Origin of the sequence: Bacillus cereus group sp. BfR-BA-01350 (assembly GCF_022663775.1) — a bacterium.
GTDB lineage: Bacteria > Bacillota > Bacilli > Bacillales > Bacillaceae_G > Bacillus_A > Bacillus_A paranthracis.
The window spans coordinates 74,476-100,570 of sequence record NZ_JAKUGD010000015.1 but is presented as its reverse complement, the minus strand read 5'-3'; the positions used below and the strand labels follow the sequence as shown (position 1 = coordinate 100,570).

The following is a 26,095-nucleotide window of genomic DNA, read 5'->3' as shown; positions in this document are numbered from 1 at the left end:
GTAAGATCCCTGAAAGATGATCAGGTTGATAGGTTCGAGGTGGAAGCATGGTGACATGTGGAGCTGACGAATACTAATAGATCGAGGACTTAACCATATAATATGTAGCAAATGTTATCTAGTTTTGAAGGAATATATAATTTTCTTCTTGACATTTCGGAAGAAATGTTTATAATGATAAAAGTCTGGTAATGATGGCAGAGAGGTCACACCCGTTCCCATACCGAACACGGAAGTTAAGCTCTCTAGCGCCGATGGTAGTTGGGACCTTGTCCCTGTGAGAGTAGGACGTTGCCAGGCTAATATTATTCCGCAGTAGCTCAGTGGTAGAGCTATCGGCTGTTAACCGATCGGTCGTAGGTTCGAGTCCTACCTGCGGAGCCATTATGCTTCCATAGCTCAGCTGGTAGAGCACTTCCATGGTAAGGAAGAGGTCACCGGTTCAAGCCCGGTTGGAAGCTTGGGAATAGGTTTAAAACTTTTTTGGCCCGTTGGTCAAGTGGTTAAGACACCGCCCTTTCACGGCGGTAACACGGGTTCGAATCCCGTACGGGTCACCACTTTTGGAGGATTAGCTCAGCTGGGAGAGCACCTGCCTTACAAGCAGGGGGTCGGCGGTTCGATCCCGTCATCCTCCACCATATATATTTTAAATGTCGGAGGGGTAGCGAAGTGGCTAAACGCGGCGGACTGTAAATCCGCTCCTTCGGGTTCGGCAGTTCGAATCTGCCCCCCTCCACCATTTTCTTTAAAATAACCTGAGAGGGTTTATTTTTTTGAAAAGATAACCATACTAGTAAATATTAATGGGCTATAGCCAAGCGGTAAGGCAACGGACTTTGACTCCGTCATGCGCTGGTTCGAATCCAGCTAGCCCAGCCATTTACGAGCCATTAGCTCAGTTGGTAGAGCATCTGACTTTTAATCAGAGGGTCGAAGGTTCGAGTCCTTCATGGCTCACCATTTTCGCGGAAGTAGTTCAGTGGTAGAATACAACCTTGCCAAGGTTGGGGTCGCGGGTTCGAATCCCGTCTTCCGCTTAATTACTAAGGGGCCTTAGCTCAGCTGGGAGAGCGCCTGCCTTGCACGCAGGAGGTCAGCGGTTCGATCCCGCTAGGCTCCATCTAATAGAGAAAGCTTACATCATATGATGTAAGCTTTTTTTGTGTTTAAAAAGACAACTTTCATACTTGTCATTTAAAATGGAGAAAACGTGAAAATAAAGGATGGGGATAATTATGAAAGTTGTTATTGCATCTGATTCATATAAAGAAAGCTTAACAGCTATAGAAGTATGTGAAGCTATTGAAAGAGGTTTTGGAGCAATTTTTCCTAAAGCAGAGTACGTAAAAATACCAATTGGAGATGGAGGGGAAGGAACGGTCGATTCCCTTGTTGATGCTACAAGCGGGAGGATTATATCATTTCATGTGACAGGACCGCTTAGAGAGAGCGTACAAGCCTTTTACGGTATGTCTAAAGATAAAAAGATAGCGTTTATTGAAATGGCAGCAGCATCAGGTTTACAACACGTTCCGGCTAAAAAGCGAAACCCACTTATTACGACGACGAAAGGAACAGGAGAACTTATACTACATGCGCTAGACGAAGGAGCTGAGCATATCATTTTAGGACTTGGAGGAAGTGCTACAAATGATGGAGGAGCGGGTATGTTGTCAGCTTTAGGAGTCAAGTTCATAAATGGAAAAGGAGAAGTAATAGAGCCATCTGGTGGAACGTTACATTCGATTGTCTCTATTGATTTTTCACAAATGGATTCACGTTTAAAGCATATAAAGATAGAAGCAGCATGTGATGTAGATAATCCGTTAGTTGGAATAAGAGGAGCATCTTTCGTATTTGGGCGACAAAAGGGTGCGGATGAAGAGATGATGGAAGAGCTGGATGAGAATTTAAAGCATTATGCGCATATCCTTAAACAATACCTATCTTGCGACGTATCTAAAATACCTGGTGCAGGAGCTGCAGGAGGTATGGGAGCAGCTGTTATTGCAGTGTTAAAGGGAAACTTGCGGAGAGGAATTGAAATTGTATTAGATTATACAAATTTTGATAAGCATATAGAAGGTGCAGATTTAATTATAACTGGCGAAGGGAGAATAGATGAACAAACAGCATATGGAAAGGCCCCAGTAGGTGTTGCGGAGCGTGCAAAGCATTTTCATATTCCAGTCATTGCTATTGGAGGATCTGTATCTCCGAATTACACCGCTGTTCATGAAAAAGGAATTGCCGCAGTATTTAGTAGTACAACAAGTCCGATGACACTAGAGGAGGCATATAAAGTAGCAGAGGAGAATATCGAAATGACAGCGAAGAATATTGCAGCAGTGTGGAAAATAGCATCAGAAAAACACTTCTAAATGGGGGAGTGTTTTTTATTATTATTTAATAATAATGATGGTAGTTGCTTCATTAAGTTAACTTTATACATAGAATAGTCTTAACATTTGGATTTTTAAGCGGATATAAGTGAATAATTTGTATATCCATACAGAAAAATGTCGAGTTGAGTCAGACTATATAAAAGATTTAAAATATTTAGTGAAGGCACAGAAGGGGGATACTATCTATGAAAAAAGAAATTTCGGTTATTGGAGTTCCAATGGATTTAGGGCAGATGCGTCGTGGAGTTGATATGGGACCGAGCGCAATCCGTTATGCAGGTGTAATTGAAAGAATTGAGGAAATTGGATATGACGTTAAAGATATGGGAGATATATGTATAGAGAGAGAAAAAGAAGTAGATGTAAATACAAGCTTAAGAAACCTTACACAAGTTGCAACTGTATGTAACGAATTAGCAAGTAAGGTAGATCATATTATAGAAGAAGGGCGTTTTCCACTTGTATTAGGTGGCGATCATAGTATCGCTATTGGTACATTAGCTGGTGTGGCGAAACATTATAAAAACCTAGGTGTTATTTGGTACGATGCACATGGTGATTTAAATACAGAAGAAACTTCACCATCTGGGAATATTCACGGTATGTCACTTGCAGCAAGTTTAGGGTATGGACATCCCACGCTTGTAGATTTATATGGGGCATATCCAAAGGTGAAAAAAGAGAATGTTGTCATTATCGGTGCACGTGCATTAGATGAAGGAGAAAAAGACTTTATTCGCAATGAAGGTATTAAAGTATTCACAATGCACGAGATTGATCGTATGGGTATGACGGCTGTTATGGAAGAAACAATTGCATATTTATCTCATACTGACGGTGTGCATTTATCATTAGATTTAGATGGTCTTGATCCTCATGATGCACCAGGAGTTGGAACACCTGTAATTGGTGGCCTATCTTATCGTGAGAGCCATTTAGCAATGGAGATGTTAGCGGAAGCTGATATTGTTACATCTGCGGAGTTTGTTGAGGTAAATACGATTTTAGATGAGCGAAATAGAACGGCAACAACAGCGGTTGCTTTAATGGGTTCTTTATTCGGTGAAAAACTAAAATAAATGTAAGAAAAGCAACTGAGAAGTTGCTTTTTTTATTTGAAAATAGGCGTATAATAATGATTTATATTATACTGTACGATAAGAATGTTTGACATCTTACCAATTTAGACTAAAGGGGGTTGTTTGTAATTGTCGTTTGTTTCATGTATGGTATAATTAACTAGTTGTTGGAAATACATACAGATAGAGCATAAAACAATATTTCAATATATGGATAGAATTGCTCGTAAGTAGGAGGAAGGGTTAGCATGCCTTTTGAAGATACGACCATTTTGAAATATCTTAGTACGGCATTAGATATTGCCGTTGTATGGTTTATTATATATAAGCTAATTCTCATAATCCGAGGGACGAAAGCTGTTCAACTTTTAAAAGGGATTACAGTTATTATTGTCGTTCGGATGATCAGTATTTTCCTTGAATTGCGAACGCTATATTGGCTAACTGAACAAGTATTAACGTGGGGATTTTTAGCCGTTATTATTATTTTCCAGCCAGAATTGCGAAGAGCACTTGAGCAGCTAGGACGCGGGAGTTTATTTTCGCGTACTGGAACTCATGAGGATGATGAGCCTGAAATGGTTGCAACAGCGATAGCGAAAGCAACGGAATATATGGGAAAACGTAGAATTGGTGCATTAATTACTTTATCAAAAGAGACCGGTATGGGTGATTATGTAGAAACGGGTATTCCGCTAAATGCAAACGTATCGTCGGAATTACTCATTAATATTTTCATTCCAAATACACCGCTTCACGATGGAGCAGTAATTATGCAAGGCAGTACGATTAAAGCAGCGGCTTGTTATCTTCCGTTATCAGAAAGTCCATTTATTTCTAAAGAGTTAGGAACTAGGCATCGCGCTGCAATGGGAGTTAGTGAGGTTACTGATAGTATTACAGTAGTTGTGTCGGAAGAAACGGGCCAAATTTCTTTAACGAAAAATGGTAAGTTGCATCGTGATTTGAAGACAGAACAACTGAAAGATATGTTGTTAGCTGAATTTAGTGCGAACGAAAAAACGACTTCTTCGTCTTTATGGAATTGGAGGAGAAAGCGTCATGGATAAGTTAATGGAGAATCATTGGTTTTTAAAGGGGATCTCATTACTATTGGCGTGTATGCTTTTTATGTCAGCGACTTTAACTGAAAAAAATACGACATCGGGAATACTACCTTTTGCAAATGATGCGAAAGAAACATTAACTAATTATGCTATTAACGTTAAGTATGATGAAGAGAAATATATTGTAAGTGGTATTCCCGCAGAGGGCGTTAAGGTGAAGTTAGAGGGTCCAAAAGCAGCAGTTGCTACGGCAAAAGCGAAAAAACAATTTGATATACCAGTTGATTTGAGAGGTAGCGAAAAAGGAACGTATGAAGTTTCTTTGAAAACGAATGGACTTCCAGATGATGTGAAAGGAACAGTTCAGCCATCAACAATTAAAATTACTCTTCATGAAAAAGCGAGAAAATATGTTCATGTAGACTTGAAATTATCAAATGAGGATCAAATGCCAGCTGGTGCTACTCTCGAAAAATCAAACATTAAACCTGATACGGTTGAGGTAGTTGGGACGAAAGAAGAAATTGAAAGTATTTCATCTGCTAAGGCGTATGTTGATTTAAAAGGTGTTAATAAAACTGTTACAAAAACAGCCGAAGTTACATTGTACAATAAAGAAGGAAAACGTTTAAATGTAAGAACAAGTCCATCTAAAATTAGTGTAACGTTGAATGTGGCGACGCAAGCTACGGCCAATAATACTGAAAAAACTGTTCCTATAACATATGCGAAAAAGGGGAGTTTACCGGAAGGATTGGCCGTTACAAATATTAGCGTTGAGCCGAGAGAAGTAACGATAGCAGGTCCAAAAGATATATTGGATAATATACAATCGATAGAGGGGGTCGAAGTAGATCTTAGTCAATTGACAGAGTCTACAACATTCGATACCTCTGTTTTATTACCAAAGGGTGTAACAAGTGCGAAGCCAAATCAAGTAAAGGTTTCAGTAGGCGTACAAAAAACAAAACAAACGAAAACAAGAACGATTGATGGTATATCAATTCAAAAAAATGGACTTTCTAAAGACGTTACGGCCCAGTTACTTTCGCCGCAAGATGGGAAGATAAGCGTTGATATTTCAGGAGAAACAAGTATAGTAGATAAAATAACAGCTGCTCAAATAACAGCAGTGATTAATCTACAAAATGTGTCTCCTGGGACGAAGGATGTTGCTATTCAAGTGAGTGGCCCTGTTAATATTTCAATAGAGCCAAAACAAAAAAGTGCTAAAGTTACAATTGTGAAGAAAGAAAATCCCGATAAAGAAGTACAGGGTAACGGTGAGCAACCAAATTCAAATAATAATAAAGATAATCAAACTGAAAAACCAAAAAATCCTGAACCTGAACCTAAGCCTGATCCAGAAAAGGAAAAGGAAAAGGAGAAGGAATCGGAACCGGAACAAAATAAAGATAAAGAAACTAGCCAAGAGCCAACAGTAGATAATCAAAAAGAGCCAGAAAAAGGAGCGAATCATAATGGGTAAATATTTTGGTACAGATGGAGTACGCGGGGTTGCGAATAAGGAGTTAACACCTGAATTAGCGTTCAAAATTGGACGTTTTGGTGGTTATGTATTAACAAAAGATACAGACCGTCCAAAAGTAATTATCGGCCGTGATACACGTATATCAGGACATATGTTAGAAGGAGCTTTAGTAGCAGGTCTATTATCAACTGGAGCAGAAGTAATGCGTCTTGGTGTTATTTCTACACCAGGTGTTGCTTATTTAACGAAAGCGTTAGATGCACAAGCTGGTGTTATGATTTCTGCATCTCATAATCCAGTACAAGATAACGGAATTAAATTCTTCGGTTCAGACGGTTTTAAATTAACAGATGAGCAAGAAGCAGAAATCGAAGCTTTATTAGACAAAGAAGTGGATGAATTACCACGTCCAACAGGTACGAACCTTGGGCAAGTGAGTGATTATTTTGAAGGTGGACAAAAGTATTTACAATACATTAAACAAACTGTAGAGGAAGATTTCTCAGGTTTACATATCGCTTTAGATTGTGCGCATGGTGCTACGTCTTCTTTAGCTCCGTACTTATTTGCTGATTTAGAAGCTGATATTTCAACAATGGGAACTTCACCAAACGGTATGAACATTAACGATGGAGTAGGTTCTACGCATCCAGAAGTATTAGCTGAATTAGTAAAAGAAAAAGGTGCTGATATTGGTCTTGCTTTCGATGGTGATGGTGACCGTTTAATCGCTGTAGATGAAAAAGGAAACATTGTTGATGGCGATCAAATTATGTTTATTTGTGCAAAGTACATGAAAGAAACTGGTCAACTAAAGCATAATACAGTTGTTTCAACAGTTATGAGTAACTTAGGTTTCTACAAAGCACTTGAAGCTAACGGTATTACAAGTGATAAAACAGCAGTTGGTGACCGCTACGTAATGGAAGAAATGAAGCGCGGAGGTTACAACTTAGGTGGAGAACAATCAGGCCATATTATCTTACTTGATTACATTACAACTGGTGATGGAATGTTAAGTGCACTTCAACTTGTAAACATTATGAAAATGACGAAAAAACCATTATCTGAGCTTGCAGGAGAAATGACAAAATTCCCGCAATTACTAGTAAACGTTCGTGTAACAGATAAAAAACTAGCACTAGAAAACGAAAAAATTAAAGAAATTATTCGTGTTGTAGAGGAAGAAATGAACGGTGATGGCCGCATTCTTGTTCGTCCATCTGGAACAGAACCACTTATTCGTGTAATGGCAGAAGCACCAACACAAGAAGTTTGTGATGCATATGTACATCGCATTGTAGAAGTTGTGAAAGCGGAAGTTGGCGCTGAATAATTTAATAAATTTATTGAAAAGGAGCACAATAAGTGCTCCTTTTTCATATGTTTTATAGACGGTGAAAAAATTTTCATTGACGTTTTATCCATGTTTGTTATAAGATGGTCTTGTTCTTTTTCTCAAAGGAAATATTGTAAATTATAGAAGCGCCAGAACTACAAGTAGTGTAGTTGACGAGGTGGGGTTTATCGAGATTTCGGCGGATGGCTCCCGGTTGTTCATCACAACCGCAAGCTTTTACTTAAATCATTAAGGTGACTTAGTGGACAAAGGTGAAAGTGTGATGAGAGAAAAGGAACGGATACAAACTAGCTGTATAAGTATATACGGACTTAAACCCAATCGAGAGGAAGGTGAAAGCCGTTACAAGCTTACAGGGCTAGCAATATGTAATCCGTTTTTTAGTATAAATAAAAATGGTATCGGACTATGTCGTTACATGTTCGCAGAGCAGTGTAAGCATTTGTAACGGCGACTAAACATGTGTGGAATCGTAGGATTTATTGGAGAGCAAGATGCAAAGGAAATTTTATTAAAAGGTTTAGAAAAGCTAGAATATCGTGGATATGATTCAGCAGGTATTGCAGTACAAGCAGAGAACGGTGTTGTTGTATACAAAGAAAAAGGCCGTATTGCAAAACTTCGCGAAATCGTAGATGAGAACGTAGCAACAAGCGTGGGGATCGGTCACACACGCTGGGCTACACATGGTGTTCCGAGCAAAGTAAACGCGCATCCGCATCAAAGTACATCAAAGCGTTTTACACTAGTTCATAACGGTGTAATTGAAAACTATGAGTTAGTGAAGAAGGAATATTTACAAGATGTAACGTTCGTAAGTGAAACGGATACAGAGGTTATCGTACAGCTTATGGAACAACAAGTGAGCACAGGACTAAGTGTAGAAGAAGCGTTCCGTAATACGCTATCCCTTTTACATGGCTCTTATGCAATCGGATTACTTGATGCTGAAAATCCAAACATGATTTATGTTGCTAAAAACAAAAGCCCGCTATTAGTAGGTGTTGGTGACAACTTTAATGTTGTGGCGAGCGACGCTATGGCGATGTTACAAGTTACAGATCAATTTATTGAATTAATGGATAAAGAAATTGTAATTGTAACGAAAGAAAGTATTACAATTAAAAACTTACAAGGTGAAACGATTGAACGTGCACCGTTTACAGCGGAATTAGACGCAAGTGATATTGAAAAAGGAACATACCCTCATTTCATGCTCAAAGAAATCGATGAGCAACCACTTGTTATCCGTAATATAATTCAAAAGTACCAAGATGAAAATGGCGAGATTGAATTAGATCAAGACATCCGTAATGCGATTTTAGATAGCGATCGTATTTACATCATTGCATGTGGAACAAGTTATCATGCAGGTCTTGTTGGAAAACAATTTATCGAGAAGTTTGCAAAAATGCCAGTTGAAGTGCATGTAGCAAGTGAATTCTCTTATAACATGCCATTATTAACAGAAAGACCATTCTTCATTTACATTTCACAAAGTGGTGAAACAGCTGATAGCCGTGCAGTACTTGTACAAACAAATGAAATGGGTCATAAAGCATTAACAATTACAAACGTACCTGGTTCTACACTTTCTCGTGAAGCGGATTATACACTTCCGTTATACGCGGGACCAGAAATCGCCGTTGCATCAACGAAAGCTTACACAGCACAGCTTGCAGTACTTTCAATTTTAGCTGCAGATATTGCTAAAGCAAAAGGTGAAGTTCTTGATTTCGATTTAACACACGAATTAGGACTTGTAGCAAATGCAATGGTACAACTTTGTGATCAAAAAGAAGAAATGGACGCATTAGCAAAACAATTTTTAGCAACAACTCGTAACTGTTTCTTCATCGGACGTAGCGTAGACTTCTACGTAGGATTAGAAGGAGCGTTAAAGCTAAAAGAAATCTCTTACATCCAAGCAGAAGGATTTGCTGGAGGAGAGTTAAAACACGGTACAATCGCCTTAATCGAAAACGGTACACCAGTTATCGCACTTGCTACACAAGAACACGTAAACCTTGGAATTCGTGGTAACGTGAAAGAAGTAGTAGCACGCGGAGCTAACCCATGTATCATCTCAATGAAAGGCTTAGAAATGGAAGGTGACAGCTTCGTATTACCAGCTGTACATGAAGCACTAGCACCGTTAGTAGCAGTTATTCCATTACAACTTATCTCATACTACGCAGCACTTCACCGCGAGTGTGACGTTGATAAGCCACGTAACTTAGCTAAGTCTGTTACGGTTGAGTAGGAGATTAGTAGGTTAGTAAATATAGTGTAGTTTTGAAATAAAGTTAAGACGTTTATTAAAAAGGTGCGATGCTTTATCTCTTTAATCAAAGAATTGTAAATAAGCTATGATCAAACCTTTTTATAAAACATAAACATAAACCTGTTGGATAAGAAACCATTTTGATTAGACTTTTTCAAAATGGTTTCTTTTTATTCATCATAGAATACGGTTTAACACAATATTTTTAATCAAACTTTATTTTAAAGCCACACATTGCTTTTTCTTATGGTGAATTTGTTTCTTAGTTATTTCCTGCATTTTATATCGTTCACCAATCATGTAATGTTAAGGGAGATGACAAAAGAAAGGAAGAATGTACAAATGAGTATAGTAAAAAACGGAACATTGCAAGTAATTGGAGCAAGCATCTATTATGAGGTGCGTGGCTCGGGTCCAATTCTTCTTTTGATTCATGGTGGGGGTGGTGATGCCGACAAGTTCCATAATATCGCCGACCATCTTGCTAAATGGTATACCGTTGTTACTTACGATCGTCGTGGTCATTCCCGTAGCAATCTCGTCAATAAAAATGAGGATTACCATGTGCACACGCATAGCGAAGATGCTCATCGGTTGCTAGCTAATCTGACCAAAGAACCGGCTTATGTATTCGGAAGTAGTTCTGGTGCTGTTATCGGACTTGATTTGTGCATACGTCATCCTGAGCAGGTACAGTTACTAATTCCACACGAACCGGTTTTATTACAACTTTTATCTGAAAATGAGTTGAAGCAGGCTATAAATTTCCTGGAAGACCTTAAAGGGAATCATCAAAGTGAGGTCATGAAGTTATTGTCAAATATTGATGATAGTAATTCCGAACCATCGAAGGATATGCTAACAGAGCGACTACTCGGCAATTCGATGTATTTCACTGAGTATGAAATCCCGGGAATCCTCAGCTATACTTTAAATATCGATGCATTAAAGTCCCTATTAAAACCTGCATCGATACAGGTACGTCCAGCCGGTGGAAGTATTTCACGAGAATCTTTTCCTTATCATTGCGCATTCAACTTAGCAGAACACCTCGGAACAGAATTCGCAGAGTTTCCAGGACATCATGTGGGTTATAACACAGTGTATCATAAAGAGTTTGCTGAGAGGTTACATGATATTATTGAGAATTAATCGGGAAACTATCAATGAGCAGTGTATAAACACAATAGCGCGAATAGATATTCATGGAGTTACAAGACAATACGTAATTTAGGATTTTGTCTATATGTCTAAATTGATTTCAAAGCATCAGTAGAATATGAACAAATAAAAAAAGCAGCCACCTCTCCATTTAAAGGTAGCTGCTTCTTTTTACATAGATTCTATAATTATTTGTCTTTCATACCACTTGTTTAGTTTTCCATTCCCTAAATCTTCTTTATCAACAATAATAGTTTAGGGGTGACTTGATTTGTGAGCTTAATAATTATGGGGCTTTCCACTAATAGGACCAAAGCAAACAATAAAAGCGCTTGCATAATTAAAAATCCGAGTTATAATACTTGTATACAAGTATACTTGATTAACACGAGGTGGATTTATGACGAAATCAACGGAATTTCTTTATCCTGAAAAATGGCTTTCAAAAGCTTCTACAGGCGATCGTGTTGCGAGCGAATTGAGAATGCGCATTATTGCAGGCGTAATTGAAAGCGATACCATTCTGTCAGAAAATAAAATAGCTGCCGATTTTTCTGTAAGTCGGTCACCCGTTCGTGAAGCATTAAAATTACTAGCTTCTGAAAATATTATTCGCTTAGAAAGAATGGGCGCAGTTGTCATTGGTTTAACCGAGAAAGAAATCGAAGAAATATATGATGTTCGTTTACTTATAGAAACGTTTATTTTTGAGCGACTTGGAAAGATAGACACAAATGATTTAGTAAGAGAACTAAATAAAATAATGGAAATGATGAAAATCGCCATTAAATATCATGATTCTGATGAATTTTCTTATCAAGATCTCTTATTCCATGAAACGATTATTCGAACCATTGAGCATTCCTACATCCTAATGATTTGGAATAATTTAAAGCCTGTTATGGAAAGCTTAATCCTTTTATCAATGCGTACTCGTTTCAAGGAAAAGTACGAAGACTTTGAACGGATTATTAAAAATCATGAGCTTTATATAAAAGCAATCGAATCAAAAGATCGAGCCCTCATGATTGAGGCCTTACATCAAAACTTCGATGATGTTCAAGGGAAAGTCGAAGACCTCTGGATGTCACAACAAATGTTATCTAAAGGAGTTGAGCAAGGACATGAGTAGCTATATGTTAGGTATAGATATTGGTACAACAAGTACGAAAGCAGTTTTATTTACTGAGAAAGGCGAAGTCATCCAAACCGAGAATATTGGTTATCCACTTCGCACACCGGATATATCCACAGCGGAACAAGATCCAGAAGAGATTTTTCAAGCTGTTTTACAAGCGATATCAAATATAACGAAACAGCATTCAGATAAAAAACCATCGTTTATTTCATTTAGCAGTGCTATGCATAGTGTTATTGCCATGGATGAAAATGATCAGCCGCTGACACCTTGTATTACTTGGGCAGATAATCGTAGTGAGGCATGGGCACATAAAATCAAAGATGAACTGAATGGCCATGAAGTTTATAGACGAACAGGAACACCTATTCACCCAATGTCACCATTAAGTAAAATTACATGGATTGTGAATGATCATCCGGAAATTGCTATTAGAACGAAGAAATATATTGGAATTAAAGAATATATCTTCAAACAATTCTTTGATCAATATGTTGTTGATCATTCCATCGCCTCGTGCATGGGTATGATGAACTTAAAAAAACTAGATTGGGATGAGGAAGCTTTAAAAATTGCTGGTATAACATCAGCTCAATTATCCGAACTCGTACCAACTACCCAAATATTTAGCAACTGCAATCCAGATTTAGCCCAAAAGATTGGTATCGATTCCCAAACACCGTTTGTCATTGGTGCCAGTGATGGGGTGCTTTCTAATCTAGGTGTGAATGCAATTCGGAAAGGGGAGATAGCTGTCACAATTGGAACCAGTGGTGCTATTCGGACCATCATTGATAAACCACAAACAGATAAAAAAGGAAGAATATTTTGTTATGCCTTAACGGAAAAGCATTGGGTAATTGGTGGACCGGTAAACAATGGAGGAATGGTCCTTCGTTGGATTCGTGATGAACTTGCTTCATCAGAAGTAGAAACTGCGAAAAGACTAGGAATTGATCCATACGATGTATTAACTAAAATAGCTGAACGCGTGAGACCTGGTGCAGACGGATTATTATTCCATCCATACCTCGCAGGGGAACGTGCACCATTATGGAATCCAGATGTACGTGGCTCCTTCTTCGGTTTAACGATGTCACATAAGAAGGAACATATGATTCGTGCAGCTTTAGAAGGCGTTATATATAATTTATACACTGTATTTTTAGCATTAACAGAATGCATGGATGGTCCTGTAACTCGTATTCAAGCAACAGGCGGCTTCGCAAGGTCTGACGTTTGGCGACAGATGATGTCCGATATTTTCGCATCTGAAGTCGTTGTTCCAAAGAGCTACGAAAGCTCTTGTCTAGGTGCAGGTATATTAGGTCTCTATGCCACAGGAAAAATTGATTCTTTTGAAATCGTTTCCGAAATGGTTGGCAGTACCTACAAACATACACCGAAAGAAGAAGCAACAAAAGAATACAGACAATTATTGCCTATATTTATTAACCTATCAAGGGCGCTAGAAGACGATTATACACGAATTGCAAATTATCAAAGAAATTTAATAAAGTAAAACTTTCATCAGTAATCCCCCATGCCTCGCTTCTATCTAAATCTCGAGGTGGGGGGCCTTACTGCCCACGAATAGCGGGATCAATACAAATACAGCTAAGATTAGGGGGGAACTACGATGCCATTAGTCATTGTAGCAATTGGGATTTTAGCATTACTTTTACTGATTATGCGCTTTAAATTAAATACCTTTATTTCATTAATCATTGTATCCGTCGGGGTTGCGTTAGCACTTGGAATGCTACCAGAAAAGATTTTTAAAACCATTGAAGCGGGATTAGGCGGAACGCTTGGGCACTTAGCACTCGTTTTTGGACTTGGTGCGATGTTAGGTAAGTTGCTTTCAGATTCTGGGGGTGCACAACGCATTGCCATGACCCTTGTGAAAAAATTTGGTGAAAAGAACATTCAATGGGCTGTTGTGACTGCCTCATTTATTATAGGGATTGCATTATTTTTTGAAGTAGGATTAGTATTATTAATTCCGATTGTATTTGCAATTTCAAGAGAATTAAAAGTTTCTATCTTATATCTCGGTATTTCGATGGCAGCTGCTTTATCTGTAACACACGGATTTTTACCACCACACCCAGGACCAACTGCTATCGCTGGTGAATTGCATGCAAACATCGGTGAAGTATTACTTTACGGTTTTATGATAGCGGTTCCAACGGTTGTGTTAGCTGGACCTGTATTTACTAAACTTGCAAAAAAACTAGTACCTGAGGCGTTCACAAAAACCGGTAATATCCAATCATTAGGTGAGCAGAAAGTATTTAAACTTGAAGAAACTCCTGGTTTTGGAATCAGTGTTTTTACCGCTTTACTGCCTGTTCTTTTAATGGCAGTCGCTACAATTATTACTTTGTTGCAAAAAACAATGGGATTCAAAGATAATAGTTTACTAGCAACGATCGAGTTTATTGGGAATGCGGATACTGCCATGTTGATATCCTTACTAGTTGCGATCTATACAATGGGATTGGCAAGAAATATTCCAATCAAAAACGTGATGGAATCTTGTACAACAGCGATCTCGAATATTGGGATGATGCTCTTAATTATTGGTGGAGGCGGCGCTTTCAAACAAGTATTAATTGATGGCGGCGTTGGTAACTATGTAGCCGAATTATTCAAAGGAACTTCATTATCACCAATCTTGCTCGCATGGATTATCGCTGCCATCTTACGTATTTCATTGGGGTCTGCTACGGTTGCTGCATTAACAACTGTCGGTTTAGTGATTCCGATGTTAGGGCAATCTGATGTTAACCTTGCTTTAGTTGTCCTTGCAACAGGGGCTGGTAGTTTAATTGCTTCACACGTGAACGATGCTGGTTTCTGGATGTTCAAAGAGTACTTTGGTTTAAGCATGAAAGAAACATTTGCAACATGGACTTTACTTGAGACTATCGTTTCTGTAGCCGGATTAGGGTTTACTTTATTATTAAGTTTATTTGTATAGATCTTTCTAAACAGTAAAAGGGATACGGAAGCTGTTTAATGTGATTTTTCATAATTAACCAGTTATTTTTCATGATTGATTAATAAGGATGAAAATTTCTCTTTATTTTTTAACTTGATAGTGATGTGCCGTGTCCCTTTAACCTTTTGCACGAATACTGGCAGAGCCTATTGAAATGAAAAAGTTGGATTATTTGATTAAAGTGTTATTTTAAGTATATATACTATAATACAGAGTAACATACATGGAAAGGAACGATAGAATATGGAAAAGTTACAAATTGGAGTTGTTGGTGTGGGCGTTATGGGAAAAAGCCTCGCACTTAACTTTGAGAGCAAAGGGTATTCTGTTGCCCTATATGATATTTCAAAGGAAAAAGTTGATGAAACCATTGAGGAAAACCGTGGTAAAAACTTAGTTGGTACTCATATAGTTGAAGAGTTTGTTAACTCACTTGAATCACCTAGAAAGATTTTATTAATGGTTAATGCGGGGGAAATTACAGATAAAGCGATTGATTCTCTAGTCCCTCACCTCGATAAAGGTGATATTTTAATTGACGGTGGTAATACATACTTTGTCGATACAATTCGCCGAAACAAACGTCTTGCCGAAGAAGGAATCAATTTCATCGGGGCAGGTGTGTCAGGTGGCGAAGAGGGTGCATTGAAGGGACCATCTATTATGCCAGGCGGACAGAAGGATGCATACGAAAAAGTAAAGGATATGCTTGAAAACATCTCTGCAAAAGTGAATAACGAGCCTTGCTGTTCTTATATCGGACCTAATGGGGCAGGACACTATGTAAAGATGGTTCACAATGGTATTGAGTATGGAGATATGCAATTAATTTGTGAAGCATATTTCTTCTTGAAACAAACACTAGATTTGACTGCAGAAGAGTTCCATGAAATATTTGCTGAATGGAATAAAGGTGAACTGAACAGCTATCTAATTGAGATTACAGCCGATATTTTCAAGAAGAAAGATGAAGAAACTGGTAAGCCATTAGTGGATGTTATTCTTGATACTGCAGGACAAAAGGGTACAGGGAAATGGACAAGTCAAAGCGCACTTGATTTAGGTATCTCTCTGCCTATTATCACGGAATCTGTATTTGCACGTTGCATTTCTGCTTTAAAAGAAGAGCGTGTGAACGCAAGCAAAGTTTTATCTGGCCCTAAAGATAAAACAGCAATTGGAGTTGAAAAAGCCGAATTAATTGAAGCGGTGCGCCAAGCTTTATATATGAGTAAAATTTGTTCTTATGCACAAGGATTCACGCAATTGAAGGCAGCTTCTGAGGAATATGATTGGAACCTTGATTTCGGTAGCATTTCTATGCTTTGGAGAGGCGGATGTATTATCCGTGCTGCCTTTTTACAGAACATTAAAGAGGCTTATGAGACTAACACTGACCTACCGAACCTTTTACTTGATCCATACTTTAAAGAAATTGTAGAGTCATATCAAGGTGGATTACGCCAAATTATCTCAATGGCGGTACAACAGGGCATTCCGATACCTGCATTTTCAGCAGCAATTTCTTATTATGACAGCTATCGTACTGCCAAACTACCTGCAAACTTGTTGCAAGCGCAGCGCGATTATTTTGGAGCGCATACGTATAAACGAGTAGATAAAGAAGGTACATTCCATACAAAATGGATATAAAATAATAAATGGACTAAGATTAAATTCTTAGTCCATTTTTCATTCCACAATTCGTAGGCTATAAGACTCCCACTGATGGAATTTCACTTTTATTTATCTGAATTTTCCGTTATCATTTTAAGTATCTGTGAACAATTTCCTTTATTATGACAAAAAGAGACGAGAGATTTATGGACATTACAAGGGGGCATATGGATGAAAGTGAGTGAAAAAACATATTTAAGTATAGAAGAGATTATTTCATTACCAACCTTATCAAGTACCAATATAAGCGATGATGGCAAAAATGTAGCATTTGTTAAGAGGACAGTTAACTGGAAAGACAATACATATAGAAATCATGTATGGATATATGAAAAAGGTAAAGGGCAGAGTTATCCATTAACAAATGGGGATATAGATAGTACATGCCCGTTATGGTCTCCAAATTCTAGGGATATTGCATATCTTAGCCCTGTTGGTAATGAGGGAAATCAAATCTTTGTTAAGTCATTAGATAGTTATGGTGGGGTGCAAATTACTAATGAGGAAGAAGGGATCAGTACATTCAAATGGGATCCTACCGGTAAAGGTTTTTATTATATTGCACAGTCAAAAGAATGTGAGGAAATAAAGAAACGTAAGGACCTATATGGAGATTTTCAACATGTAGGTAAGGAACATCAGAATAATTGTTTATGCTACATTGAAATAGAAAAGGTGATACAAAATGATAAAGAGGAACGAGAGATTAACGGTGTTTATCAATTAACTGGTGGTAAGGATTTTTATATCCATGGATTTGATATTTCAAATGATGGGAAAAATATTGTATGTATGGCTACCCCAAGCCTAAACGATCATATGAATGGTGACCTATACATATTAGATGTTGAAGCTGGGGAACTGCAAAAGATGAATGTAGATAGGTTGTTGGGCGGGAGCGTTTGCTTTTCTCCTGAGGGCAGCAAAATATGTTACTCAGCAAGCATAAGAGAGAAGGAGTATTATAGAAACCATATACAAGAAAGTACATTAGAGATATATGATATGAATACTGGGGAGGTACTTCAGCCTCTAACAAACTTTGATAGTACGGTTATGCCATTACAGTGGACAGCTAAAGGAATTTTAATTAGATGGCAGGATAAAACAAATTACCTTATTGGTTTGCTAGCTGAAGATGGCACTGTGGAAACATTAAGCGAAAAAGTAGATGGCTTTATAATGGATGCCTCTATAACAAGAGATGGAAATCATATAACCTATAATAAGGCTATAACAAATGAAACCTTTGAAATCTATTTGGATGATAAAAAAATAACGAATGAAAATAGCTTTTTCGAAGGGAAGCTTAAAAGCAACAGGGAAATCATCTCATGGCAAAGTAGTGATGGTCTTGAAATAGAGGGTGTTTTATCAACGCCAGTAGAGTTTGACGCAAATAAAAAGTATCCTTTATTAGTAGTAATTCACGGTGGTCCGGCTTGGGCATCCTTTCCGATATTTTCAGACTGCTTCAATGAGAAATATCCAATTGAACAGTTTGTTGAAAAGGGCTTTATCGTTTTAGAGCCAAACTATAGAGGAAGTTCTGGTTATGGTAATGAATTTTTAAAAGCAAACTATAGAAAACAAGGATTTGCTGATTACGATGATGTTATATCTGGAGTGGATGAACTAATTGAAAAAGGGATGGTAGATAAAGATAGAGTAGGAGTTATGGGATGGAGTAACGGAGGATATATATCAGCTTTCTGTTCTACATTTAGTAGTAGATTTAAAGCTATTTCAGTTGGGGGAGGAATTACGAACTGGAGTACCCATTATGTAAATACAGATATCCCTTACTTTATTAGAATGTATTTAGGAAATACTCCATGGAATGATCCAAATATATATAAGAGAACATCACCAATGACATATATTAAATCAGCATGTACACCTACCTTAATTCAACATGGGGAAATGGATGTAAGAATACCAATTACAAATGCATATGAGCTACATCAAGGGTTAAAGGATATGGAAGTTGATACAGAATTAATTATATTTAAAGGAATGGCATATAGTTCTGACCAACCAGGAGTTCATGTGGCTATTATGAAGCAGAACTTGATGTGGTTTTCACATTATATTCTTGGAGAAAGTATGGAGGGTTTTAGTACTATATAATGGATATCCGCACAGGGATTATTCGTTGTGCAATCGGGCCAGATTGTTGTAAACTGCAAGTAAACCATTATTGAGAAGATTTAAGTGGTTATAAGGAAGCTTAATTCGGAGGACGAATATGACAGAGAATAAAAATGAGTTATCTGTAGAACAACGTGAAGAACTATTAAAAGTATTACAAGCCCGTTTTGAGAAAAATATGAACCGCCATGAAGGCCTTGAATGGGCTAAAGTTGAAGCGAAGCTGGCTACTAATAATGAAAAATTGTGGTCACTTAATGAAATGGAAGTAACAGGCGGTGAGCCGGATGTTGTTGGTTATGATGAAGAGAAGGACGAGTATACTTTCTATGATTGTTCAAAGGAGAGTCCTAAAGGGCGCAGAAGTCTCTGTTATGATCTGAAAGCGTTAGAATCAAGAAAAAAACATAAGCCAGAAAATAATGTTATTGATGTTGCAAATGCTATGGGTATTGAACTATTAACAGAAGAACAATATCGGGAATTGCAAAAACTTGGAGATTTTGACATGAAATCATCAAGTTGGGTACAAACACCTTCAGATATTCGAGAACTCGGTGGTGCGCTATTTTGCGATTATCGCTTCGGGCATGTTTTCGTGTATCACAATGGGGCAGATTCTTATTATGCTGCCAGAGGTTTTCGTGGCTCGTTAAGAGTTTAAATTTGGAGTAAACAAAAAAGAGCCTATACGCAGGCTCTTTTTCTTATTTATATTTTAAGAGTAAACCGTTACTACGCAGTTTTGCTTAATTTATATGTTCCGTGGCTGTTTTTACGGAAAAGTTTTGGGAAAACATAGCCATCTAATCCAATACGTCCGGCGTTCTGTCCTGCAACTAAAATGAACATAGTTAAAATAAGCAGGTTTGGGTTTACACTAACAGTTCCGCTTAATAAAAACGCAAGATTCATTATGATTCCGAAAAATGCAGCTGTTTTTGTTAATCCGCCTAAAATCAAACCTAGACCTACTAAAATTTCTCCCCATTGAACTAAAAAGCTAAATAGGTCTGCGTTTGGAAGAACAAAATGTTGAAGAAAATTTGCCCACCAACTTTGCACTGCAGGATGGTCACCTGATGCTTGAGCGATAGCACCCTTTAGAAAACCACTTGCGTCAAAAGATTGTCCAAAGACTTTGCCTATTCCAGCAGCGAGCCATGTATACCCTATGTAAAGTCGTAAAAATAATAATATGAAAGCAGCACGTTTATCATTTCTTAAAAAATTGATAACCATTGAAATCCCTCCAATATTGTATTTACAAGTTTATTATATATCCATTGTGAAAAGATTCACAATGGATATAATGTGAACAAATATATGATTTTTTATTTATAAAATTGCACCTAAAATATTATGAAGTTTATTTTTGAAAATTAAGCAATAAATGAGAGATGGGAGCTATCTATTGTAGCGGATAGCTCCCGTAGTAAACAGTTTTATGTGTGTTCTTTAAGTTCATCTGGGCGTTCCTTATTATTTCTCCGGTTTTATATAAGGAACAACTTGTGCAGTAACCCCTACAGAAGCACCGCGAACAAAGTCTTGGTTTTCTAATACCTTAAAGTTTTCCGTTTTCCCAGTTAGCATAACCCCTAAGATTTTCACTTGATCAAATGGTTTGTTCTTGTTTGCTTTTAAAAACTTCTGGATATCTTCGTCATATCCATCGTCATCGTATTGTTTAAGGGAGTCAAAGAACCTTTTGTACGCTTCTTCAGGCTCTTTTTCTGGATCAAATCCGTAAACTTGCATACCGGCAGGACCTTTGCTTTCGTCTTTAATAGGTGAGACCATATATAGCCATACGATATTTAAGTTGTCTGGTATTTTTGTTTGAATTTCTTTTAATGTATAAGGTTGATTGAAAGAGATAGCAACTTCCGCTACATAGTTTTTCATTGTTGAAACGGCACTTAATTCATTTTTGACTCCATTATGATATTCTTTGATAGCCGGATTATAAAATGTAGCAACTTTATTTTTCGTTTGTTTATCATAATTATAAGCCTCTTTACTAGAGCTAGACCAATAAGATCCTGGTATTAACTCGTTGTAATCGATATTAGAGCGAAACCAATCGTAAGAGCTTGTCAGTGTATTCCATCGTACTACGTAACCGTTAATGTTTTTAGAGCGATTAGATACGATATTGCCGCCAAACATAGAAGAATTACTCGTTACTTGAGAATCAATTTGCACATTCGGTTCTGCAATTGCGTTATGTAAAAAGAGATGTTCGTGCAGCTTCGTAGAACTTTTCGCTGCGAAGTAATTGCCAACCTTGTACATTATAGGAATCAGCATGACTACAACGATAATAGAAGTAATAATGATTTTAAGTAACTGTTTCCTTTTAGCTTTTTTTAATGCATCTTTTAAAGAAGTATCCATTAAGTTTTTCCTCCTACTGTAGAATGAATTGTTTTACGTGCACGATGTAATTTTTGTTTAACACTGTTCACTTGAATATCTAGTATTAAGGCGATTTCTTCATATGAAAAATCATAATAATATTTTAAAAAGAAGGCTTCTTTATATTCTAGTTTTATATCTTTTAATAGATAGAAAATCTCATCTTTATTTAAAACAGCATCTAATTCTCGGTCTGTATATTGTAGTTTTGAATAAATCTCTTCAGTTAAATAGATATTTTGCTGCTCTTTTTTTCTCTTCAAGTCAATGTATTCGTTTAATGCAACCCTAAAAAACCATGGACGTATGTTATTCTCTGTTAGGTCATCTAGCAACGTATATACTTTATAGAAAGTATTTTGGATGATGTCTTCTGCGTCTTCTTTTATAGCCCCTTTCGCTAGTAATAGTTTGAACACTTCCTCCCCTAAATTGATAAGATAGGAGGTCAATATATTTTCTTTTCCCATCATTTTTCCCCCCTATACTTATACAACGGATAGGTAATCATAAATGTATACACTTAAATGAAAGTTTTGTTCTTGATACAAATAGAAAAGGCATATAACAATCATATGTTATATGCCTTTTCTATTATATATTTAGTAATTTATTTAGGTAATGTAAACTTAGCTTTTTTACCTTGTGAAATATCTTTAGCTTCTTTATTTCTCATAGGTCCTAACTCAATCTCAAAGCTTTTATCTTTCCAAATCTTCTCATACTGCTCTTGATCTAAAATAAATACTTGCAGTAACTCTCCAGATGTTCCCGTTTTGACTGAAGCGTTATAGTCGTAATTTAGTAGCATACCTTCATTAATCGTATATTGTGTACCATCATTTACTCTCAATGTAGAGCTTATAGGAGATAGTGAAACGTCTTGAGTATCTTTGTTATCAAGCTTGAATTTCACCGTTAATAGAACAATACCGTTTTTGAAATTTGCAAAGCGCGGTGCTTCGACGGAATTTGGTGTGAATTGAGTAAATTGGTATCCATCTAATGTAACATTAACAGCGCCTAATTCTTGGCTGTTATTAATACTTGATTTCTCTTTTAACATTTTTTTATCGCCCATGTTATTAGCTATAGCTTTATCTTGGTAGAAAGCTTTATCTGTTGCAACCTTTTCAGCACCTTGTTTGTTTAAACTTAATGAAAAGCTTCCGGGACTGCCGATTGGAGCATCGAATTTTCCTTTATTAGCTTGTGCAGTTGGGACTGTGACTGAGACTGTTGAGAGACTTGAAATTTTTGTTAGATCATCTTTTCCAAATGGATACGCGATATAACCAGAAATAGTTTCTCCTGCTTTTACTAAGTAATCATTCGTTGGAGCAAGCTTAGTTGGCAGTTGATCTTCTTTTGGAATTAAATCTTTATAGTTACTATATACTTTCTGCGCACCAGTAAACGATATGTCCAATGCTGGCATATAATAAATATCTTTAGCTGAACTATTTTTTACGCTATAGTTCACAAGAATGACTCCGCCCTCTGTTTGACGGTTAAATGGAATGTTAAAGTCCGTATGGAATCCATTTAATTCAACTAATGTATAACTGTTCATCGATACTGAAATATCTTCAGATTTATAGACTTGTGGTTCCTTATTTTCAAAAAGAACTTTTGTTTTTCCGCCTGTTTCTTTTTCCATGTAGGAAATAAGTTTAGAATAATCGCTGGAGCTAGTAGCGGTATTTTCCGTCTTTTTATCTTCAGTTTTCTTGTCTTCGGATTTTTTTTCTTCAGGTTTATTTTCTTTTGTTGTATCCGTTTTTTCTGTTTTGTTTTCTTTGGCTGCATTTTCTTTTTGTTCTTTATTTGTCGTATCGCTTTGACCACAGCCGGTTATTACAAAAGCTGCTACGATTACTGCAGAAAATAAAGAAAGTAATTTTTTTGACATGTTTCTTCCCCCTATTTGTTTAAAACTAAACTCTCACATTAGCCCCACGTTTTATTATAAGAAGGCTAGTCAATATTTACCAGTGTTTTTTCTAATTATTTCCATTATTTAAATATTATAATATAATAAATTTGATAGAAGTTTGGAATGGAATATTGGTTTTTATTTTTTTATCATTTGAAATATTACACCATATTGTTATGATAGAAATAGAGGTATATGGAAAGGAGACAAGGACTCAATATGTGGATGAACTTGTAATGATTAGAAATTAGATAGATGAATTTTTCTCTCATAAGTGAGGGGTTATTTGGCTATCTGTAAATCATGCAAGGACTGCATATTTGGCTTGTGCGTCCCCTTTGTAAGGATAGATACTTATGTGGGGAAATTCATATCTCTTATATAAAATATGCGTCCTTTAAAATTGGAGGAGTATATGATGAATCAATTAAAAGATAAAGTAGCAGTTGTTACAGGTGTAAGTCGTTTAGATGGTATAGGCGCAGCAATTTGTAAAGAATTAGCTGAGGCTGGATACAATATATTTTTTACGTATTGGACAGAGTATGATAAAGAGATGCCTTGGGGCGTTGATCAAAGTGAACAAATACAATTACAAGAAGAGTTACTAAAAAACGGTGTGAAAGTATCGAGTATGGAGTTAGATTTAACTCAGAATGATGCACCGAAAGAGCTTATAAATAAAGTTACTGAACAACTAGGCTACCCTCATATATTAATTAATAATGCAGCGTATTCTACGAATAATGATTTCTCTAATTTGACTGCTGAAGAATTAGATAAGCACTACATGGTCAATATTCGTGCGACTACATTATTAAGTAGTCAATTTGCCCGAGGATTTGATAAGAAATCTGGTGGTAGAATTGTGAATATGACTTCGGGGCAATTTCAAGGGCCTATGGTTGGAGAACTGGCGTATGCAACAACGAAGGGGGCTATTGATGCTCTAACTAGTACGTTGTCAGCAGAAGTAGCTCATTTAGGAATAACAGTGAATGCAATTAACCCAGGTCCAACTAGTACAGGCTGGATGACTGAAGAGATAAAGCAAGGATTAAAACCAATGTTTCCTTTTGGCAGAATTGGTGAGCCAAAGGATGCAGCAAGACTCATTAAGTTTTTAGTAAGTGAAGAAGCAGAGTGGATTACGGGACAAGTTATTCATTCAGAAGGTGGATTTAAAAGATAAGAAGAAGGTATCTCACCCTGGTGAGATACCTTCTTTTTTAATCTTTCTTCAACCTTCGTGCAATACCATTCCCTAAAGACTGTAATCCTTGAACGAGGATAATTAAAATAAAGACAGTTGCATACATTACTTCAGGTTCATAGCGTAAATGTCCGAAGCGATATGCTAAGTCCCCTAGTCCACCAGCACCTACAAGGCCAGCCATTGCTGTTGCGCCGATTAAGCCAATCGTTGCAATTGTTAATCCAAGTACAAGGGAGGGACGAGCTTCTTTCACCATAACGTGCCAAATAATTTTTATAGTAGAAACGCCCATCGCTTGATAGGCTTCAATCACACCACGATCTACTTCTAATAATGCGGTCTCCATCAATCTTGCGATATAGGGAGCAGTGAAGACGACAAGCGGTACGATAACACCTTGCACACCAATGGATGTTCCCATTAGAAATTTTGTAAAAGGTAGAATGAAGAATAATAGAATGATAAATGGAAGAGAGCGAATGATATTAATAATTGTATTAAGAATTGGATAAATGATTTTGTTTTCTCGCTGTCCACCAGGTCTCGTTAAAACAAGTGTGACACCAAGTGGCAGTGCAATAAGGATCGAGATGAGTAATGAAATAGATGTCATTTGAAAAGTTTGTATGGTCGCCTCCCATATAACTTTACCCCATTCATCCAAAAAGGACTTGTTTTCCATGGCCTGTTCTACCTCCTTCTACGATGATTCCCTGTTCTTGTAAAAATGATAAAGCACGGTTGATTTCATTTTGTTCCCCTTGCATATGAATGATAAGTTTCCCGTATGCTTCATGTTTTAATTGAGTAATATTACCGGATAAAATATTCGGATATACTTGGAATCGTTTTGTAGCGACAGCTAATGCTGGTTCTCCTGAAGAATTTCCTATAAAAGAAAGAGTTACAATTTCACCAGTAGTTTGAAGTTCTTTTTGTACATCTTCTGGAATTTTTGCTGCAAATGCACTATTTACAAATTTCTTCGTTGTTACATGTTGTGGGTTTGTAAAAATATCTTTCACAGTCCCGCTTTCAACTACTGCTCCATGTTCCATAACAGCAACTCGGTCGCATATACGCTGGATGACATTCATTTCATGTGTAATTAATAAAATTGTAATCCCGATTTCCTCATTAATCTTTAATAATAGGTCAAGAATAGAATCAGTTGTTTCTGGATCTAAAGCGCTCGTTGCTTCATCACTTAATAACACTTCCGGTTCATGTGATAGTGCACGCGCGATGGCTACACGTTGTTTCTGGCCACCAGAAAGTTCACTTGGATAGGCGTCTTTTCGATTAAAGAGATCGACAATACGTAAATACTTTTCTACCCTTTTTTCAATTTCTACTTTTGGAATGCCAGCAAGGCGTAAAGGTAGTGCGATATTTTCATAGACGGTAACGGTTTTAAGTAAATTGAACCCTTGAAAAATCATCCCGATTTTTTGTCTCGCTTTTGCTAGTTCTTTTGTAGACAGTGTTGTTAAATCTTGCTCGTTTACAATAATATTTCCTGTTGTTGGTTTTTCTAATAAATTTACACAGCGAATTAATGTACTTTTGCCAGCGCCACTATATCCAATGATTCCAAATACTTCGCCCTTTTTTACTTGGAGGGAAGTAGACTTAAGAGCTTCCACATTCCCCTTTTTTGTTGTAAATACTTTGGATACATTTTTTAATTCAATCATT

21 protein-coding genes, 9 tRNA genes and 2 rRNA genes are annotated in these 26,095 nt (G+C 37.0%); 26 read left to right on the top strand and 6 right to left on the bottom strand.

Annotation, left to right across the window (positions count from 1 at the left end):
* The 25 genes from MR147_RS23885 to MR147_RS23765 form a co-directional block, all read left to right on the top strand.
* Positions 1–97: ribosomal RNA gene (locus tag MR147_RS23885) — 23S ribosomal RNA — on the top strand; the annotation flags it as partial.
* 87 nt (positions 98–184) lie between these two features.
* Positions 185–300: ribosomal RNA gene (gene rrf, locus MR147_RS23880) — 5S ribosomal RNA — on the top strand.
* Between the two features lie 9 nt (positions 301–309).
* Positions 310–384: transfer RNA gene (locus tag MR147_RS23875), tRNA-Asn, on the top strand.
* Positions 385–388: 4 nt separating this feature from the next.
* A tRNA-Thr gene (locus tag MR147_RS23870) sits at positions 389–461 on the top strand.
* A 24-nt stretch (positions 462–485) separates the two neighbouring features.
* A tRNA-Glu gene (locus MR147_RS23865) sits at positions 486–560 on the top strand.
* Positions 561–565: 5 nt separating this feature from the next.
* Positions 566–641, top strand: a tRNA-Val gene (locus tag MR147_RS23860).
* Between the two features lie 17 nt (positions 642–658).
* Positions 659–742, top strand: a tRNA-Tyr gene (locus MR147_RS23855).
* 65 nt (positions 743–807) lie between these two features.
* A tRNA-Gln gene (locus MR147_RS23850) sits at positions 808–882 on the top strand.
* 5 nt (positions 883–887) lie between these two features.
* Positions 888–963: transfer RNA gene (locus MR147_RS23845), tRNA-Lys, on the top strand.
* Positions 964–968: 5 nt separating this feature from the next.
* Positions 969–1,040 (top strand) — tRNA-Gly (locus MR147_RS23840).
* Between the two features lie 10 nt (positions 1,041–1,050).
* Positions 1,051–1,123, top strand: a tRNA-Ala gene (locus MR147_RS23835).
* Between the two features lie 115 nt (positions 1,124–1,238).
* Positions 1,239–2,384: a glycerate kinase gene (locus tag MR147_RS23830; RefSeq protein WP_074608922.1), complete on the top strand. Its 1,146-nt coding sequence runs from the start codon at positions 1,239–1,241 to the stop codon at positions 2,382–2,384.
* A 209-nt stretch (positions 2,385–2,593) separates the two neighbouring features.
* Positions 2,594–3,487 (top strand): arginase, encoded by an 894-nt coding sequence (gene rocF / locus MR147_RS23825; RefSeq protein ID WP_000711570.1) that lies wholly within the window; start codon positions 2,594–2,596, stop codon positions 3,485–3,487.
* Positions 3,488–3,735: 248 nt separating this feature from the next.
* Positions 3,736–4,557 carry a diadenylate cyclase CdaA gene (cdaA, locus tag MR147_RS23820; RefSeq protein ID WP_001115700.1) on the top strand — a complete coding sequence of 274 codons (822 nt, stop codon included), beginning with the start codon at positions 3,736–3,738 and terminating at the stop codon, positions 4,555–4,557.
* Positions 4,550–6,043, top strand: a complete 1,494-nt coding sequence (locus MR147_RS23815; protein ID WP_074608918.1) for a CdaR family protein — start codon at positions 4,550–4,552, stop codon at positions 6,041–6,043. The genes cdaA and MR147_RS23815 overlap by 8 nt, the downstream gene beginning before the upstream one ends.
* Positions 6,036–7,382 carry a phosphoglucosamine mutase gene (glmM, locus tag MR147_RS23810; protein WP_000521474.1) on the top strand — a complete coding sequence of 449 codons (1,347 nt, stop codon included), beginning with the start codon at positions 6,036–6,038 and terminating at the stop codon, positions 7,380–7,382. The genes MR147_RS23815 and glmM overlap by 8 nt, the downstream gene beginning before the upstream one ends.
* A gap of 286 nt (positions 7,383–7,668) precedes the next feature.
* A complete protein-coding gene (locus MR147_RS23805) occupies positions 7,669–7,854 on the top strand; it encodes a hypothetical protein (protein WP_001208183.1) in 186 nt (61 codons plus the stop codon).
* Positions 7,855–7,866: 12 nt separating this feature from the next.
* A complete protein-coding gene (glmS, locus tag MR147_RS23800) occupies positions 7,867–9,669 on the top strand; it encodes a glutamine--fructose-6-phosphate transaminase (isomerizing) (protein ID WP_046199602.1) in 1,803 nt (600 codons plus the stop codon).
* Between the two features lie 363 nt (positions 9,670–10,032).
* Entirely contained in the window at positions 10,033–10,842 is an 810-nt protein-coding gene (locus MR147_RS23795) for an alpha/beta fold hydrolase (RefSeq protein WP_074608917.1), read from the top strand.
* 409 nt (positions 10,843–11,251) lie between these two features.
* A complete protein-coding gene (gene gntR, locus MR147_RS23790; RefSeq protein ID WP_074608915.1) occupies positions 11,252–11,983 on the top strand; it encodes a gluconate operon transcriptional repressor GntR in 732 nt (243 codons plus the stop codon).
* Complete coding sequence (gntK, locus tag MR147_RS23785) at positions 11,976–13,511, top strand: gluconokinase (protein ID WP_074608913.1); 1,536 nt, start codon at positions 11,976–11,978, stop codon at positions 13,509–13,511. Before gntR ends, gntK begins: the two co-directional genes overlap by 8 nt.
* A gap of 117 nt (positions 13,512–13,628) precedes the next feature.
* A complete protein-coding gene (gene gntP, locus MR147_RS23780) occupies positions 13,629–14,975 on the top strand; it encodes a gluconate permease GntP (RefSeq protein ID WP_242304796.1) in 1,347 nt (448 codons plus the stop codon).
* 264 nt (positions 14,976–15,239) lie between these two features.
* Positions 15,240–16,649 (top strand): NADP-dependent phosphogluconate dehydrogenase, encoded by a 1,410-nt coding sequence (gndA, locus tag MR147_RS23775; RefSeq protein WP_000413557.1) that lies wholly within the window; start codon positions 15,240–15,242, stop codon positions 16,647–16,649.
* A gap of 195 nt (positions 16,650–16,844) precedes the next feature.
* Positions 16,845–18,803, top strand: coding sequence for a S9 family peptidase (locus MR147_RS23770; RefSeq protein WP_242304795.1), 1,959 nt, complete (start codon positions 16,845–16,847; stop codon positions 18,801–18,803).
* Between the two features lie 118 nt (positions 18,804–18,921).
* On the top strand, positions 18,922–19,488 hold the full coding sequence (locus MR147_RS23765) for a DUF4256 domain-containing protein (protein WP_071728644.1): 567 nt from the start codon (positions 18,922–18,924) through the stop codon (positions 19,486–19,488).
* Between the two features lie 71 nt (positions 19,489–19,559).
* Here MR147_RS23765 and MR147_RS23760 read toward each other — a convergent pair whose 3' ends face one another.
* The 4 genes from MR147_RS23760 to MR147_RS23745 form a co-directional block, all read right to left on the bottom strand.
* Positions 19,560–20,066, bottom strand: coding sequence for a DoxX family membrane protein (locus MR147_RS23760; protein ID WP_242304794.1), 507 nt, complete (start codon positions 20,064–20,066; stop codon positions 19,560–19,562).
* A 240-nt stretch (positions 20,067–20,306) separates the two neighbouring features.
* Positions 20,307–21,224: a sigma factor regulator N-terminal domain-containing protein gene (locus MR147_RS23755; RefSeq protein ID WP_074608904.1), complete on the bottom strand. Its 918-nt coding sequence runs from the start codon at positions 21,222–21,224 to the stop codon at positions 20,307–20,309.
* Positions 21,224–21,715, bottom strand: a complete 492-nt coding sequence (locus MR147_RS23750; RefSeq protein ID WP_000514136.1) for an RNA polymerase sigma factor — start codon at positions 21,713–21,715, stop codon at positions 21,224–21,226. Before MR147_RS23750 ends, MR147_RS23755 begins: the two co-directional genes overlap by 1 nt.
* 140 nt (positions 21,716–21,855) lie before the next feature.
* Positions 21,856–23,157, bottom strand: a complete 1,302-nt coding sequence (locus tag MR147_RS23745) for a DUF5068 domain-containing protein (RefSeq protein WP_242304793.1) — start codon at positions 23,155–23,157, stop codon at positions 21,856–21,858.
* A gap of 439 nt (positions 23,158–23,596) precedes the next feature.
* On the opposite strand from MR147_RS23745, the gene MR147_RS23740 reads away from it, so the two are divergent.
* Positions 23,597–24,373, top strand: coding sequence for an SDR family oxidoreductase (locus MR147_RS23740; RefSeq protein WP_139302828.1), 777 nt, complete (start codon positions 23,597–23,599; stop codon positions 24,371–24,373).
* 37 nt (positions 24,374–24,410) lie between these two features.
* Here the strand turns inward: MR147_RS23740 and MR147_RS23735 are convergent, their stop codons facing one another.
* Both MR147_RS23735 and MR147_RS23730 read right to left on the bottom strand, forming a co-directional pair.
* Entirely contained in the window at positions 24,411–25,079 is a 669-nt protein-coding gene (locus MR147_RS23735; protein ID WP_000428874.1) for a methionine ABC transporter permease, read from the bottom strand.
* Entirely contained in the window at positions 25,054–26,094 is a 1,041-nt protein-coding gene (locus tag MR147_RS23730) for a methionine ABC transporter ATP-binding protein (RefSeq protein WP_074608900.1), read from the bottom strand. Before MR147_RS23730 ends, MR147_RS23735 begins: the two co-directional genes overlap by 26 nt.
* Between the last annotated feature and the right edge of the window lies 1 nt (position 26,095).

What these genes read in the sequence shown, in the direction of transcription:
- glmS (WP_046199602.1), top strand. Translation starts at nt 7,867, where the DNA reads ATGTGTGGAATCGTAGGATTTATTGGAGAGCAAGATGCAAAGGAAATT.
- MR147_RS23730 (WP_074608900.1), bottom strand. Translation starts at nt 26,094, where the DNA reads ATGATTGAATTAAAAAATGTATCCAAAGTATTTACAACAAAAAAGGGG.
- MR147_RS23750 (WP_000514136.1), bottom strand. Translation starts at nt 21,715, where the DNA reads ATGGGAAAAGAAAATATATTGACCTCCTATCTTATCAATTTAGGGGAG.
- gntK (WP_074608913.1), top strand. Translation starts at nt 11,976, where the DNA reads ATGAGTAGCTATATGTTAGGTATAGATATTGGTACAACAAGTACGAAA.
- MR147_RS23740 (WP_139302828.1), top strand. Translation starts at nt 23,597, where the DNA reads ATGATGAATCAATTAAAAGATAAAGTAGCAGTTGTTACAGGTGTAAGT.
- glmM (WP_000521474.1), top strand. Translation starts at nt 6,036, where the DNA reads ATGGGTAAATATTTTGGTACAGATGGAGTACGCGGGGTTGCGAATAAG.
- MR147_RS23745 (WP_242304793.1), bottom strand. Translation starts at nt 23,157, where the DNA reads ATGTCAAAAAAATTACTTTCTTTATTTTCTGCAGTAATCGTAGCAGCT.
- gndA (WP_000413557.1), top strand. Translation starts at nt 15,240, where the DNA reads ATGGAAAAGTTACAAATTGGAGTTGTTGGTGTGGGCGTTATGGGAAAA.
- MR147_RS23735 (WP_000428874.1), bottom strand. Translation starts at nt 25,079, where the DNA reads ATGGAAAACAAGTCCTTTTTGGATGAATGGGGTAAAGTTATATGGGAG.
- MR147_RS23795 (WP_074608917.1), top strand. Translation starts at nt 10,033, where the DNA reads ATGAGTATAGTAAAAAACGGAACATTGCAAGTAATTGGAGCAAGCATC.
- MR147_RS23805 (WP_001208183.1), top strand. Translation starts at nt 7,669, where the DNA reads ATGAGAGAAAAGGAACGGATACAAACTAGCTGTATAAGTATATACGGA.
- gntP (WP_242304796.1), top strand. Translation starts at nt 13,629, where the DNA reads ATGCCATTAGTCATTGTAGCAATTGGGATTTTAGCATTACTTTTACTG.
- rocF (WP_000711570.1), top strand. Translation starts at nt 2,594, where the DNA reads ATGAAAAAAGAAATTTCGGTTATTGGAGTTCCAATGGATTTAGGGCAG.
- MR147_RS23755 (WP_074608904.1), bottom strand. Translation starts at nt 21,224, where the DNA reads ATGGATACTTCTTTAAAAGATGCATTAAAAAAAGCTAAAAGGAAACAG.
- MR147_RS23765 (WP_071728644.1), top strand. Translation starts at nt 18,922, where the DNA reads ATGACAGAGAATAAAAATGAGTTATCTGTAGAACAACGTGAAGAACTA.
- cdaA (WP_001115700.1), top strand. Translation starts at nt 3,736, where the DNA reads ATGCCTTTTGAAGATACGACCATTTTGAAATATCTTAGTACGGCATTA.
- MR147_RS23760 (WP_242304794.1), bottom strand. Translation starts at nt 20,066, where the DNA reads ATGGTTATCAATTTTTTAAGAAATGATAAACGTGCTGCTTTCATATTA.
- MR147_RS23815 (WP_074608918.1), top strand. Translation starts at nt 4,550, where the DNA reads ATGGATAAGTTAATGGAGAATCATTGGTTTTTAAAGGGGATCTCATTA.
- MR147_RS23830 (WP_074608922.1), top strand. Translation starts at nt 1,239, where the DNA reads ATGAAAGTTGTTATTGCATCTGATTCATATAAAGAAAGCTTAACAGCT.
- MR147_RS23770 (WP_242304795.1), top strand. Translation starts at nt 16,845, where the DNA reads ATGAAAGTGAGTGAAAAAACATATTTAAGTATAGAAGAGATTATTTCA.
- gntR (WP_074608915.1), top strand. Translation starts at nt 11,252, where the DNA reads ATGACGAAATCAACGGAATTTCTTTATCCTGAAAAATGGCTTTCAAAA.